The sequence below is a fragment of the Paraburkholderia susongensis genome, from assembly GCF_900177725.1.
GTDB classification, from domain to species: Bacteria; Pseudomonadota; Gammaproteobacteria; order Burkholderiales; family Burkholderiaceae; genus Paraburkholderia; species Paraburkholderia susongensis.
In genome coordinates this window covers 196,891-210,492 of sequence record NZ_FXAT01000006.1, presented here as the reverse complement: position 1 = coordinate 210,492, position 13,602 = coordinate 196,891, and the positions used below count along the sequence as shown (strand labels likewise).

General features: G+C 63.5%; 10 protein-coding genes. 9 read left to right on the top strand and 1 reads right to left on the bottom strand.

The window, feature by feature from the left end:
* Positions 1 to 348 precede the first annotated feature (348 nt).
* From B9Z01_RS19870 to exaC, 9 genes are all read left to right on the top strand, one after another.
* Positions 349 to 2,343 carry a sigma-54-dependent Fis family transcriptional regulator gene (locus B9Z01_RS19870; RefSeq protein WP_085486120.1) on the top strand — a complete coding sequence of 665 codons (1,995 nt, stop codon included), beginning with the start codon at positions 349 to 351 and terminating at the stop codon, positions 2,341 to 2,343.
* Positions 2,344 to 2,590: 247 nt separating this feature from the next.
* Positions 2,591 to 3,694: an ATP-NAD kinase family protein gene (locus B9Z01_RS19865; RefSeq protein WP_085486118.1), complete on the top strand. Its 1,104-nt coding sequence runs from the start codon at positions 2,591 to 2,593 to the stop codon at positions 3,692 to 3,694.
* Positions 3,695 to 3,708: 14 nt separating this feature from the next.
* Positions 3,709 to 4,710, top strand: coding sequence for a thiamine pyrophosphate-dependent dehydrogenase E1 component subunit alpha (locus B9Z01_RS19860; protein ID WP_085486116.1), 1,002 nt, complete (start codon positions 3,709 to 3,711; stop codon positions 4,708 to 4,710).
* 48 nt (positions 4,711 to 4,758) lie between these two features.
* Positions 4,759 to 5,775, top strand: coding sequence for an alpha-ketoacid dehydrogenase subunit beta (locus B9Z01_RS19855; protein WP_085486114.1), 1,017 nt, complete (start codon positions 4,759 to 4,761; stop codon positions 5,773 to 5,775).
* Positions 5,775 to 6,887 carry an acetoin dehydrogenase dihydrolipoyllysine-residue acetyltransferase subunit gene (locus tag B9Z01_RS19850; RefSeq protein ID WP_085486112.1) on the top strand — a complete coding sequence of 371 codons (1,113 nt, stop codon included), beginning with the start codon at positions 5,775 to 5,777 and terminating at the stop codon, positions 6,885 to 6,887. Before B9Z01_RS19855 ends, B9Z01_RS19850 begins: the two co-directional genes overlap by 1 nt.
* Before the next feature lie 163 nt (positions 6,888 to 7,050).
* Positions 7,051 to 8,118, top strand: a complete 1,068-nt coding sequence (locus B9Z01_RS19845) for a 2,3-butanediol dehydrogenase (RefSeq protein WP_085486110.1) — start codon at positions 7,051 to 7,053, stop codon at positions 8,116 to 8,118.
* Positions 8,119 to 8,224: 106 nt separating this feature from the next.
* Positions 8,225 to 9,010 (top strand): SDR family NAD(P)-dependent oxidoreductase, encoded by a 786-nt coding sequence (locus B9Z01_RS19840; protein WP_085486108.1) that lies wholly within the window; start codon positions 8,225 to 8,227, stop codon positions 9,008 to 9,010.
* Between the two features lie 48 nt (positions 9,011 to 9,058).
* The gene (locus tag B9Z01_RS19835) at positions 9,059 to 9,871 is read left to right on the top strand and encodes a lipoate--protein ligase family protein (protein ID WP_085486106.1); all 813 of its coding nucleotides are present in this window, start codon (positions 9,059 to 9,061) and stop codon (positions 9,869 to 9,871) included.
* Positions 9,868 to 11,394, top strand: coding sequence for an acetaldehyde dehydrogenase ExaC (gene exaC, locus B9Z01_RS19830; protein ID WP_085486104.1), 1,527 nt, complete (start codon positions 9,868 to 9,870; stop codon positions 11,392 to 11,394). Before B9Z01_RS19835 ends, exaC begins: the two co-directional genes overlap by 4 nt.
* Positions 11,395 to 11,476: 82 nt before the next feature.
* On the opposite strand, the gene B9Z01_RS19825 is transcribed toward exaC, so the two are convergent.
* A complete protein-coding gene (locus B9Z01_RS19825; protein ID WP_244196086.1) occupies positions 11,477 to 13,372 on the bottom strand; it encodes a glycoside hydrolase family 3 protein in 1,896 nt (631 codons plus the stop codon).
* Between the last annotated feature and the right edge of the window lie 230 nt (positions 13,373 to 13,602).

Genomic DNA, 13,602 nt, shown 5'->3' with positions numbered 1-13,602 from the left:
GCGCTGCAAAAGATCAGGCAGCGCAACAGTCGCATCAACACCGGATGCTACGTGTACACGTGTACGCCACCCGCAGCTTCCGAAACCCAAAGGAACCGCAAAGGAACTGCAAAGAAAGCGCAAGGTCTTGCGAGCCAGGTTTGTACAATCCGGTGGCCGTCAGATACATTATTAAGTCCGCGCCCGGTACAGCATTTTCAAAAACGATGATGCCGACTCCCTGACAGCCCACAATAGTGTTGTGCTGGAAGACGTTCCCAAAGGCACCGCCTGACAGCTGAGCCGAAGTTGCATGCCGGTCAGTACCGTCGCACTTGGCATGAGGCGCTTAGTACACAGGAGACAGCGATGGACCAGCGGCAACGCGAGCACATCGAGACAGTAGTCCTGACGACCACCGGCGAGTCGTCGGCAGTCGCACACGCGCACGATGCGATCATCCAGAGCTCGTGGCGGCGTTGCGTGCACCAGTACGGTCTCGATCCGTCCCGCATGCAGGAAGCGCGCATCCTGCCGCAGATGCGCTTGCGCGAACACCAGCAACGCATCGACGATTTCACGCGGATTGCCCGCCACGGCCTCGAAACCCTGTACGGCCAGGTGGCGGGGATGGGCTACGTGGTGCTGTTGACGGATGCCGACGGCGTCACGGTCGACTACCTGGGCAATACCAGTGCGGATGCCGCTCTGCGCCGCGCGGGCCTCTATCCGGGCGCCGAATGGAGCGAGAACGGCGCCGGAACTTGCGCTGTCGGTACCGCGCTGGCGACCGGCCAGGCCTTGACCGTGCATCAGGCCGATCATTTCGATGCGACACATATTCCGCTGACCTGCACCGCGGCGCCGCTGTTCGATTCGTATGGCCAGCTCAACGCGATTCTCGATATCTCCGCGCTGAGTTCACCGCAGGCCAAGTACAGTCAGATGCTTGCGCTGCAACTGGTGCGCATGTACGCCCATCAGATCGAGGACGCTTATTTTCTGCGCCAGCACAGGCAGGACTGGATGCTCAAGCTCAGCCCGGCGCCCGAGTTCCTCGACGTCAATCCGGAGTACCTGATCGCGCTCGACGCCGATGGCCGAATCTCCGGCCATAACCACCGCGCCCAGCAAATGCTGATAGCCGAGCCGGGTGTCGATGCGACGGGGCTGTCGTTGCTCGGCATGCGGTTCGACGCGTTGTTCGATGCACGCCCGGAAGATCTGGGCCACTTCGTCTATTCGCGACCCAGCGAGCAGCGCGTCGTGCGGCTGAGCCACAGCGGAAAGCGGCTCTACCTGAGCGTCATGCCGCCGGTGCTGCGTTTGCAGCATGGGATGCCGGACAGCGCGCCGCCTGCTCTGCCGACCGAGCTGGCGGCGCTATGTGGTGGAGATGCGGCATTGCAGCAGCAATTGCAGCGCGCCGCCAAGCTGATCGATTCGCCAATCAATCTGCTCATCAACGGCGAGACCGGAAGTGGCAAGGAATTCTTCGCCAAGGCGCTGCATCAAGCCAGCTCGCGCCGCCACGGTCCGTTCATCGCGGTCAATTGCGCGGCGATTCCCGAAACGCTGATCGAAAGCGAGTTGTTCGGGCATCTGCCCAACAGCTTTTCGGGTGCCGGGTCCAGGCCCAAGCGCGGCCTGATTCAGGAGGCCAACGGCGGCACGCTGTTCCTCGACGAGATCGGCGACATGCCGCGCGAGTTGCAGTCGCGTTTGCTGCGGGTGCTGGCCGAGGGCGAGGTGCAGGCAATCGGCGCTTCGCGTCCGGTGCCCGTCGATGTGCGGGTGATTTCGGCCACCCACCAGCGGCTCGATCAGTTGATCAGCAGCGGGCGGTTTCGCGAGGACCTGTATTACCGTCTCAACGGCGCGCGCTTCGTGCTGCCGCCGCTGCGCGAGCGCAGCGATCTGGACTGGCTGGTGCAGAAGCTACTCGCCGTGCCGGAGGGCGCGCCCGGCTTCACGATCTCGGAGGCGGCACGTGAGCGGCTGCATCACCATCGCTGGCCGGGCAATCTGCGCGAACTGCGCAATGCACTCGAATATGCGCGCGCGGTTTGCAGCCATGGCCGCATCGAAGCGGACGACCTGCCGGAAGGCATCGGCGAGGCAGCCGTGGCGGTTGTAACAGAGCGCGTGGCGTCCGAAGTGCATTCGACCGATGCAATGGACCGGCACGCGCTGCCGCCCGAGGGCATGCTGCTCATGCAGTACCTGCGCGCCTCGGGCTGGAACCTGAGCGCCGTCGCGCGCCAGATCGGCATCAGCCGCATGACGCTGTACCGCCGCATGGCGCGCTATGGCATTCAGTCGCCCAACCGCTGCGACACGGGTGCGGACGACATCCGGCGCTGAATGCGCGACCGAATGTGCGGCCGAATGTTCGACTGAACGTGCAGCCGTCGCGTCCGGTGCGATACGCGTGTCCACCCTGATGCAACTGCCGCTGTGACATCTGTCACAGTGACACGTCCCCGATCTGCTTTTCATGCCCGTATTGCGCGGGTAATCCCCTAAGTTTTGCGCCGGTTTCGTGCGATACGGCACTGGCATAGCCGTTGCAATAGCTTCGCCTGTCAGAACGAATACATAGGAGACAGGCATGCGCGAACCTTTCCCGGTTCGTCCGCCGTTGGTCGGCATCATCGCCAACCCCATTTCGGCACGCGATATCCGCCGGGTGATCGCCAACGCGAACAGCCTGCAACTGGCGGATCGCGTGAACATCGTCCTGCGGCTGCTGGCCGCGCTGACCGCCGGCGGCGTGGACCGCGTGCTGATGATGCCGGACCGGGAAGGACTGCGGGTCATGCTGCACCGGCATCTGTCGCGCGCCCAGGGGCCCGACGCCGCGCTCGCGGCGGTCGATTACCTGGACATGCCGGTCACTGGCAGCGTGGACGACACGCTGCGCGCCGCCCATATGATGCGCGAGGCCGGTGTGGCCGCGATCGTCGTGCTCGGCGGCGACGGGACGCATCGCGCGGTGGTCCGCGAGTGCGGCGAGGTGCCGATCGTTGGGATCTCCACCGGCACCAACAACGCCTTTCCCGAAATGCGCGAGCCCACCATCACCGGACTCGCGACCGGCCTGTTCGCTAGCGGACGCATCCCGGCGTCGCACGCGCTCGCGAGCAACAAGCGCCTCGACGTGACGATCCGCGAGCCGAACGGCGCGGTGCGGCGCGACATCGCGCTGGTCGACGCCGTGATCTCCCGCGAGCAATACATCGGCGCGCGCGCCGTCTGGAAGACCGACACGCTGGCGGCGGTCTACGTGTCGTACGCGAGCCCGCAGGCGATCGGCCTGTCCGCGATTGCCGGCCTGCTCGAACCGGTCGACCGGTTCGAGCCCGGCGGCCTTGCCATCGAACTGGGCAGCCCTGGCCATTGTGCGTTCGAGTTGACAGCGCCGATCGCGCCCGGACTGATGCGTCCGGTGCCGATCGCCTGCTGGCAGCGCCTCGAACATGCCGTGCCGCGGCGCGTGCAACAGCACACCGGCATCGTCGCGCTCGACGGCGAGCGCGAGCTGGCCTTTGGTCAGCACGACGAAGTATTCGTCACCTTGTACGAGAACGCTTTTCTCAGCATCGACGTCGCCGCCTGCATGCGCTATGCGGCAGACGCGCAACTGATGCGCAGCGGCGCAGGCACGCGCCTGCCCGTTCCCGGGTTTTGCACCTCTACCACCACCCAAACCTGAAATAGGAGACTGACATGGAAAGAGACACCGCAGCAGGGCAGGGTCGGCTGCCGCTCGACAAGGAGACGCTGCTCTCGGTCTATCGCAAGATGCGCACGATTCGCGATTTCGAAGAGCGGCTGCACGTCGACTTCGGCCGCGGCGACATTCCCGGCTTCGTCCACCTTTATGCCGGCGAGGAAGCGGCCGGGGTCGGCATCCTGCATCACCTCGGCGACGGCGACCGCATTGCGAGCACGCACCGTGGACACGGCCATTGCATTGCCAAGGGCGTGGATCCGGTCGCGATGATGAAGGAGATCTACGGCCGCAAGGGCGGTTCGTGCAACGGCAAGGGCGGCTCGATGCATATCGCGGATCTCTCCAAGGGGATGATGGGCGCGAACGGCATTCTCGGCGCGGGTGCACCGCTGATCTGCGGCGCGGCGCTGGCGGCTAAATTTCGCGGCAAGGGCGAGATCGGCATCACGTTCAGCGGCGACGGCGCGTCGAACCAGGGCACCTTTCTCGAAAGCCTGAATCTCGCGGCGGTCTGGAATCTGCCGGTGATCTTCGTGATCGAGAACAACGGCTATGCCGAATCGACCGCGCGTGAATACGGCACCGCCGTGGATAGCTACGTCGACCGCGCAGCCGGCTTCGGCATCCCCGGCGTGACGGTGGACGGCACCGATTTCTTCGCCGTGCACGAAGCTGCGGGCGAGGTCATCCGGCGCGCGCGCGAGGGCGGCGGCCCGTCGTTGCTCGAATGCAAGATGGTGCGCTTCTACGGCCATTTCGAAGGCGATGCGCAGACTTACCGCGCGCCCGGCGAGCTCGACGACATTCGCAACAATAAGGACTGCCTCAGGAAATTCGCGCAGGTGGTGACGCAAGCCGACGTGCTTTCGCGCGACGAGCTCGATGCGATCGATCGCGAGGTCGCGGCGCTGATCGAGCGCGCGGTCGTGGAAGCCAAAGCGGCCCCGCTGCCGGGACCCGAAGACCTGCTCACGGACGTCTACGTCAGCTATTGAAAACAGCGTGAGACGACCGATCCAATCATCGAATCAGGAGACTTGACCATGGCCCGTAAATTGAGCATGAAGCTGGCGATCAATGAAGCGATCGACCAGGAAATGAGTCGCGACCCGAGCGTCATCATGTTGGGCGAGGACATCGTCGGCGGCGCCGGAGCGGATGGCGAGAAAGACGCGTGGGGCGGCGTGCTCGGCGTGACGAAGGGTTTGTACGCCAAGCACGGCGACCGCCTGCTCGACACGCCGCTGTCCGAGTCCGCTTACGTGGGCGCGGCAATCGGTGCAGCCGCGTGCGGCATGCGGCCGATCGCCGAGCTGATGTTCATCGACTTCATGGGGGTGTGCTTCGACCAGATCTACAACCAGGCCGCGAAGTTCCGCTACATGTTCGGCGGCAAGGCCGAAACGCCGGTGGTGATTCGCGCGATGGTCGGCGCCGGCTTCCGGGCCGCCGCCCAGCACAGCCAGATGCTGACGCCGTTGTTCACCCACATTCCCGGCCTCAAGGTGGTGTGCCCGTCCACGCCTTATGACACCAAGGGGCTGCTGATCCAGGCGATCCGCGACAACGATCCGGTGATCTTCTGCGAGCACAAGAACCTGTACGGCCTCGAAGGCGAGGTGCCGGAGAACTCGTACACGATCCCGTTCGGCGAGGCCAACATCGTGCGCGATGGCAAACACGTATCGATCGTCACTTACGGCCTGATGGTTCATCGGGCACTGGATGCCGCCGCGACGCTCGCCAAGGAGGGCATCGAGGCCGAGGTCGTCGATCTGCGCACGCTGTCGCCGCTCGATATCGACACCGTGCTCGAAACGGTCGAGAACACCGGCCGCCTGGTCGTGGTGGACGAGGCCAGCCCGCGCTGCAATATCGCCACCGACATCTCGGCTCAGGTCGCGCAGCACGCGTTCGGCGCGCTCAAGGCCGGCATCGAGATGGTCTGCCCGCCGCATACGCCGGTGCCGTTCTCGCCGACGCTCGAAGATCTCTACATCCCGAGCGCCGCGCAGATCGCGGACGCGGCACGCCGCACGATGGCAGGAGGGAAACACTGATGGCTAACATCATCTCGATCGTGATGCCCAAGTGGGGGCTGGAGATGCGCGAAGGCACCGTGCAGGACTGGCTGGTGAAGGAGGGCGAACGCATCGAAGTCGGGCAGTCGCTGCTCGACGTGGATACGGACAAGATCTCCAACGCGGTGGAAGCCCCGGATGCCGGACTGCTGCGCCGCATCGTCGCGCAGAGCGGCGAGACGCTGCCCGTCAAGGCGCTGCTCGGCGTGCTGGCGGAGACGGACGTGAGCGATGCCGAGGTCGATGCGTACATCGCCGCGTTCGAAGTGCCGGCCGTCACCGACGAGGACGAGGACGCAGGCCCCGCGTTCGACTACGCCGAGGTCGACGGCATCCGCGTGCGTTACGCGCGGCGTGGACCGGAGCAGGGCGTGCCCGTGCTGTTCATTCACGGCTTCGGCGGCGACCTGAACAACTGGCTGTTCAATCTCGACGCGGTGGCCGAGAAACATCCGGTGATCGCGCTCGACCTGCCGGCGCACGGGCAGTCCGCGATCAAGCTGGCTGGCACCACGCTCAAGGAGCAGGCGGCTTTCGTCGGCAAGTTCATGGATGTCATTGGCGTGGCGTCGGCGCACCTGGTCGGCCACTCGATGGGCGGCGGCGTAGCCGCGCAGCTCGCAGTGGACGCGCCACAGAAGGTGGCCTCGCTGGCGCTGATCGACAGCGCCGGCTTCGGCGATGAGGTCAACGCCGACTATACCGACGGTTTCGTGCGTACCGATTCGCGCCGGGAACTCAAACCCGTGGCTGAGCTGCTGTTCGCCGACACCTCGCTGGTGAGCCGCCAACTGCTGGACGATCTGCTCAAGTACAAGCGCCTGGACGGCGTGAGCGAAGCGCTCGGCGCGCTAGGCACCCAACTGTTCGGCGGCGGCAAGCAGAGCGAACAGCCCGGCAAGGCGCTGGGCAGCTTCGGCAAGCCGGTGCTGGTGATCTGGGGCAGCCAGGATCGGGTCATTCCGAGCAGCCATGCCGAGGCCGCGCCCGCCGGTGCGAAGGTGGAAGTGCTCGACGGCGCGGGCCACATGCCGCAGATGGAAAAGGCCAACGAGGTGAATGCACTGCTGCGCCGGCATCTGAACCCGTGAAGCAAGCGGGTCTGCGTTGGCGATGACGTTCTGAATACTGTGCTGAGCGCCACATCTCAAGGTAAGTCTGCCGATCTCCAGGACGCTTCGACGCCATGGCGCAGCAAGCGGCGAGTGGCCTGGATTACCTCATTCGAAATAAACCAATTAAGGGATTTGAATCGTGAAAGCAGCACGTTTTTATGATCGCGGAGATATCCGCATCGAAGACATACCCGAGCCTGTCGTGGAGCCGGGCACCGTCGGCATTGACGTGGCCTGGTGCGGTATCTGCGGCACGGATTTGCATGAATTCATGGAGGGGCCGATTTTCATCCCGCCTTGTGGCCATCCGCATCCGATCTCGAAGGAGTCTGCTCCCGTCACCATGGGCCATGAATTTTCCGGCGTGGTGTATGCGGTGGGTGAAGGCGTGAACGATATCGAAGTCGGCCAGCATGTGGTGGTGGAGCCCTACATCGTGGCCGACGACGTGCCCACGGGGCCGGGCGATAAGTATCACTTGTCCACGAACATGAATTTCATCGGCCTGGGTGGCCGTGGCGGCGGCTTGTCCGAAAAGATCGCCGTCAAACGCCGTTGGGTGCATCCGATCTCCAAAGCCATTCCGCTCGATCAGGCTGCCCTGATCGAGCCCCTGTCGGTGGGCCACCATGCCTTCACCCGCAGCGGCGCCAAGGCTGGCGATGTGGCCTTGGTCGGTGGAGCGGGCCCTATTGGCCTGTTGCTGTCAGCGATTCTGAAAGCCAAGGGCCTGAGCGTTATCGTCACGGAGCTGAGCGCCGCGCGCAAGGAAAAAGCCCGCGAATCCGGCGTCGCCGATTACATCCTGGATCCGACCGAAGTGGATGTGGTCGCGCAAGTGCTGAAGATCACCGGCGGTAAGGGTGTGGACGTGGCGTTCGAATGCTCCAGCGTGAACAAGGTCCTGGACACTTTGGTGGCCGCGACCACATCAAGCGGCGTGGTGGTGATCGTGTCCATCTGGAGTCATCCGGCGACCATCAACATACACAGCGTGGTCATGAAGGAGCTGGACGTGCGCGGGACGATCGCGTATTGCAACGACCATCAGGAAACCATCAAGCTGGTAGAGGACGGCAAGATCAATCTGGAGCCGTTCATCACCCAGCGCATTCAATTGGATGACCTGATTTCGCAAGGATTCGACACCTTGATCCACAACAATGAATCAGCCGTGAAAATCATCGTTCAGCCCAGAATGAAGTGAGCATGGGCTCCTCTGCAGGAGGAGCCTATCTGCCTGTCCGGGTCTGCGGCCGTTGGGCCGTAGCCGGATGAGGCGAAGCTAGGACACCAACACCAAGGAGACTCTCATGCAGCAGGCTTCTCTTCCTCTGGCTGGCAAATCGGCCGTCGTGACCGGTGGCGCGCGCGGCATCGGCCGCGGCATCGTCATGGCGCTGGCCGAGGCCGGCGCCGACATCCTCATCGCCGACCTGCTGGAGGACGACATGCGCGCCACGCAGGAGGCCGTACGAGGTCTGGGCCGCAAAGCGCTGGTGCGCCGCGTGGACGTGACCGACGCCGCGCAGGTGCAGGCGATGGTCGACCAGGCCGTGGCCGAGCTGGGCGGGCTCGACATTCTGGTCAACTGCGCGGGCGTGATCAGCATCCACCCGGTCGCGAATCTCACCGAGAAAGACTGGGACTTCGTGATGGGCGTCAACGCCAAAGGCACCTTCCTCGGCTGCAAGGCAGCGCTGGGGCCGATGCGCGCACGGCAGTCGGGGCGCATCATCAACGTGGCATCCATCGCGGGCAAGGAAGGCTTTCCCAACCTCGCGCACTACAGCGCTTCCAAGTTCGCGGTGGTGGGATTCACCAACGCACTGGCCAAGGAGGTGGCGCAGGAGGGCATCACCGTCAACGCGATCTGCCCCGGCATCGTGCGCACCTACATGTGGGACAGGCTGGCCGACGAATGGAAGAACGACGGCGAATCGGTGGAGGATTCGTGGGCTCGCCACCAGCTCACGCTGATTCCGCAGGGGCGCGCGCAGACGCCGCAGGATATGGGGCGAATGGCATTGTTCTTCGCGACGATGGACAACGTTACCGGCCAGTCGGTCAACGTGGACGGCGGCTTTACCTTCCACTAGGCTGCGAAGCATCGCTCCGGTCCTCGCTTTCAGCCCATTCACGTGCCTATGCCATTCGACATCGTCGACTTCGAAGCCGGTGCCGCCGATCCCCTCGCGGCGGAGACGGCGCTGCTGTCGCTCGCCGAGACGGGCCGGTGCGTCGCGCATCTGTGGGAGGGTCCGCTGTCGCTCGTGGTGCCGCGCAGTTACCGGCGCTTCGCTGGCTTCGAACCTGCTCGCGCCGAGTTCGCGCGGCACGGCTGCCCGGTTTTTCTGCGCATGTCCGGCGGCGGGCTCGTGCCGCAGGGACCGGGCATTCTCAACCTGAGCCTCGCCTATCCGGTGCGGGGCACCATGGGCGCGCTGTCGGAGTCGATCTATCGGCATCTGTGCGACATCCTGCGTGACGCGCTGAGCACGTTGGGGCTTCAGACGCATTGGCAGGCGGTAGACGGCTCGTTTTGCGACGGGCGTTTCAACCTCGCGTGGGGGCCGCCGGACGACGCCCGCAAGATCGCCGGCACCGCGCAATACTGGCGTAGCGTCCGGTCGGCCGCGCATGGGCCGCAGGCACCACTGCATGCCGTGTTGGCTCACGCGGTATTGCTGGTCAGTGCCGATCCGCAGGAGATCAACCAGCGCGCCAATGCTTTCGAGGATGCCATCGAGAGCGGAAGGCACTACGACGCCGCGCGTGTGGTCAGCGTGCAGCAGGCGCTTTCCCGAACGGGTGTGGCGCCGCCCGATGGACTCATCGACTCGGTCATGTCGGCACTGCGCGTGAGCGTGCTGGCTACGCCGCCACCTGTCGATGACAACTGTTTCACCCCCGCAGCGAAATATCCCCAGCCAGCATCACGAACCGGAGACATCGAATGAATCTCTTTGATTTGAAGCAACTCGGCCTCGATATCGAATACCCGTACCGCCGGCAATACGACAACTACATCGGGGGCAAATGGGTGCCCCCAGTCAACGGCGACTATTTCGAGAACGTATCGCCGATCAACGGTCAGCCGTTTTGCCGCGTGCCGCGCTCGAGCGGCGCCGACGTCGAATTGGCACTCGATGCTGCGCACGCCGCGCGGCGCAAATGGGGCAAGACGTCCGTGACCGAGCGCTCGAACCTGCTGCTCGCCGCGGCCGAGCGCATGGAAAAGAACCTGAAGCAGCTCGCTGTTGCCGAGACGATCGACAACGGCAAGCCGCTGCGTGAGACGATGGCCGCCGACCTGCCGCTCGCGATCGACCACTTCCGCTATTTCGCGGGCTGCATCCGCGCGCAGGAAGGCGGGATCTCGGAAATCGACGACAACACCGTTGCGTATCATTTTCACGAACCGCTCGGCGTCGTCGGCCAGATCATCCCGTGGAACTTCCCGCTGCTGATGGCCGCATGGAAGCTTGCGCCGGCGCTCGCGGCCGGCTGCTGCGTCGTGATGAAACCCGCCGAGCAGACGCCCGCGTCAGTGCTCGTGCTGATGGAGTTGATCGGCGACCTGTTCCCTCCAGGCGTGGTCAACATCGTGAATGGCTTCGGCAAGGAAGCGGGCGAAGCGCTCGCCACCAGCAAGCGGATCGCGAAGATCGCGTTCACCGGTTCGACGCCGGTCGGCAAGCACATTCTGCGCGCGGCCGCCGACAGCCTGATCCCGTCGACGGTCGAACTAGGCGGCAAGAGTCCCAACATCTTCTTCGCCGACGTCCTCGACCAGGACGACGCGTTCCTCGACAAGGCGCTCGAAGGGCTCGCGATGTTCGCGCTGAACCAGGGCGAAGTGTGCACGTGCCCGTCGCGCGTGCTGATCCAGGAATCGATCTACGAGCGCTTCATCGAGAAGGCGATTGCGCGCGTCGAGCGCATCAAGGCAGGCCATCCGCTCGACATGCAGACGATGATCGGCGCGCAGGCCTCGCAGCAGCAGCTCGACAAGATTCTGTCGTACATCGACATCGGCCGCGGCGAGGGCGCGCAGTGCCTGACGGGCGGCGAGCGTACCGCGCCGGCCGCGGAGCTCGGCTCGGGCTTCTACGTGAAGCCGACGATGCTGTTCGGCAACAACCGGATGCGCGTGTTCCAGGAGGAGATTTTCGGACCGGTCGCGTCGGTGATGACGTTCAAGGACGAGCAGGACGCGATCGAACTCGCGAACGACACGTTCTACGGGCTCGGCGCGGGCGTGTGGACGCGCAACGGCACGCGCGCGTACCGGATGGGCCGCGAGGTCGAGGCGGGACGCGTGTGGACCAACTGCTATCACCTGTATCCGGCGCACGCGACGTTCGGCGGCTACAAGCAGTCGGGCATCGGCCGCGAGACGCACAAGGTGGCGCTGTCGAACTATCAGCAGACGAAGTGTCTGCTCGTCAGCTATCAGGCGGAAGCACTCGGGTTCTTCTGAGCGCGCAATTTCCAGCAATGAGAGAAGAGCCGGAGCGCCGCGGTGAAAGCGGCGCTCCGGCGCCTTCCGGAATCGACGAGCGTCAATACGTCAGGCCATATCCGAAGGGATACAACGGGTGCGCCGTGTCGTGCGGCACGTCTTCCAGCTGCGCGGTGACTTCCGCCATCGACGACGGCAACTCGAATGGCAGCTTCCCTTGCGGTTGACCCTTCCCGGTCAGCACGTCGAACAGAGCCGCATCAGTCACGCCAAAATTAGCGAGGATAGCGGTGGCCTTGTCCTGAACGTTGGTCAAAATCGCGGGCCGATCCATGTAAATGGAGACGATCGACCTGGGTGCGAGCGCGGCCTGTTTTATCGCCTCATAGTCCGCACTGCCGTCCACGAACGCGAGACTGCCTTCATGCTGCATCGAGCCGAACATATAGTTCGGATGCAGTATTTCATACGGCGTGCTCACGCGCAGAATCGCAACGTCCGCGGCTTGCGGCGTATCGACGACCTGATAGCCATATTGCTGCGCCACCGCCGGATCGATGCCGTACAGCCAGACTTTCTTGCCGGACGCCGTCATCGGCAGTAGCTTGTCGTTGTTTTGCAGCAGAACCATCGAGCGGCGCTGCGCGTCGAGCGCCTGAGCCTGGAAGTCGGCGTTCCCGACGATCGTGCTCGCCGCGCTCGCATCGACATAGGGATGATCGAATAATCCTTGCTGGAATTTTTGCAGAAGGACTCGATAGGCCGAATCCGCCAAACGCGCTTCGGACAACTGCCCCTGATTGACGGCCTCGATGAGGTCACTCGGATCGTCGTCTCCGCCAAACTGGTCGATGCCGGCATTGACCGCTCTCACGAAACGCTGCACACGGGTGGCACCTTCCATTCCCCACGGCATTCCAAGCCCGACGAACGAAGGTGAGCCTGACGACACGCCGTTCAGGCAATTCGCGTCACAGTCATCGGCTACCAGCCAGTCCGACACGATCACACCCTTGAAGCCATATTTCCCGCGCAGCAGGTCGGTCAACAAAGCCTTGTCGTACCCCGCGCCGACGGGCTCCAGTGTGATGCCGTCGACGGTCACTATTGCGTCAGGTTCGGAATAAGTCGGCATCACGGAGCCGACGTTGGCTGCAAATGCACCCTCGAACGGCTTCAGGTGATAGGCAAAGTTGTTGCCCGGATAGGTCGCATAGCGACCGTAGTAGTTATGGCTGTCGAACCCCGACTTCTGTGCACCATATCCGGCCCAATGCTTGACGACGGCGATGACGCTATTCGCCTGAATGCCGTTGCTGCCGCCCTGAAAGCCTTCGATATAGGCCTGAACTTGCGTACGGGTGAGATCGGCGTCTTCGCCGAAGGTGCCGTTGATGCGGGGCCAGCGCGGCTCGGTCGCGACATCGGCTTGCGGCGAAAGCGCTTCGGTAATGCCGACCGCACGATACTCCTGGCGCGCAATATCTCCGAATTTTCGCGTTAGCGTTGCGTCGCCGATGGCGGCAAAGCCGAGCGTTTCAGGCCACTGGGAGAAACCACTGCCACCCGCGCTTGCACCCAGCACGTACTGGAAATGATTGCGCGGGTCCGAGCTGATCGATACCGGGATGCCAAGCCGGGATTGCTCCGCCAGCGCCTGAATCTGGTTGTACTGGGCGGCCATGGTGTTCGCATCGGCACTCATGCGAGTGATATAGGTACTGATATTCTGCTGATTGATTTGCGTCTGAAGCGTAGCCAGATCGTATGAGGAGCCCGTGCCTGAACCTGTCGTGTCGTTCAATACCGGCGCGGTGCCGTGCATCATCAGGCCTGCTTTTTCAGCCAGCGTAAGGCGATTGACCAGATCTCGCGCGCGGACATCGGCACTCAATCGCCAGTCTTCGTACGGATCGAGTTGACCGTTCTTGTCCATATCCTTGAACTTCAGGCCGTCTTTAGTAATCTGGTTCAACGTCGTATGGCCGAAGTCCATTTGCGCGACAGGCGTGGCAGGCGGTTCGCTGTTGCCGCAGGCGGACAAGCCTAGCGCGAGTGCGGTGCCCGATGCCGTCAATGCCGATCTGCGAATAGCTGACCTTGTGAAGATTTGCATCCATGTCTCCTGAGATCGGGGATTCTTTAAGGGCGGCCGGAAAATATTACAAATAGCCGTGCGCCACTTTACCGACTCATTTCAAACGACGTTTTACCGCTGGGTGCAGT

What these genes read in the sequence shown, in the direction of transcription:
- B9Z01_RS19870 (WP_085486120.1), top strand. Translation starts at nt 349, where the DNA reads ATGGACCAGCGGCAACGCGAGCACATCGAGACAGTAGTCCTGACGACC.
- B9Z01_RS19855 (WP_085486114.1), top strand. Translation starts at nt 4,759, where the DNA reads ATGGCCCGTAAATTGAGCATGAAGCTGGCGATCAATGAAGCGATCGAC.
- B9Z01_RS19835 (WP_085486106.1), top strand. Translation starts at nt 9,059, where the DNA reads ATGCCATTCGACATCGTCGACTTCGAAGCCGGTGCCGCCGATCCCCTC.
- B9Z01_RS19840 (WP_085486108.1), top strand. Translation starts at nt 8,225, where the DNA reads ATGCAGCAGGCTTCTCTTCCTCTGGCTGGCAAATCGGCCGTCGTGACC.
- B9Z01_RS19865 (WP_085486118.1), top strand. Translation starts at nt 2,591, where the DNA reads ATGCGCGAACCTTTCCCGGTTCGTCCGCCGTTGGTCGGCATCATCGCC.
- B9Z01_RS19825 (WP_244196086.1), bottom strand. Translation starts at nt 13,372, where the DNA reads ATGGACTTCGGCCATACGACGTTGAACCAGATTACTAAAGACGGCCTG.
- B9Z01_RS19860 (WP_085486116.1), top strand. Translation starts at nt 3,709, where the DNA reads ATGGAAAGAGACACCGCAGCAGGGCAGGGTCGGCTGCCGCTCGACAAG.
- B9Z01_RS19850 (WP_085486112.1), top strand. Translation starts at nt 5,775, where the DNA reads ATGGCTAACATCATCTCGATCGTGATGCCCAAGTGGGGGCTGGAGATG.
- exaC (WP_085486104.1), top strand. Translation starts at nt 9,868, where the DNA reads ATGAATCTCTTTGATTTGAAGCAACTCGGCCTCGATATCGAATACCCG.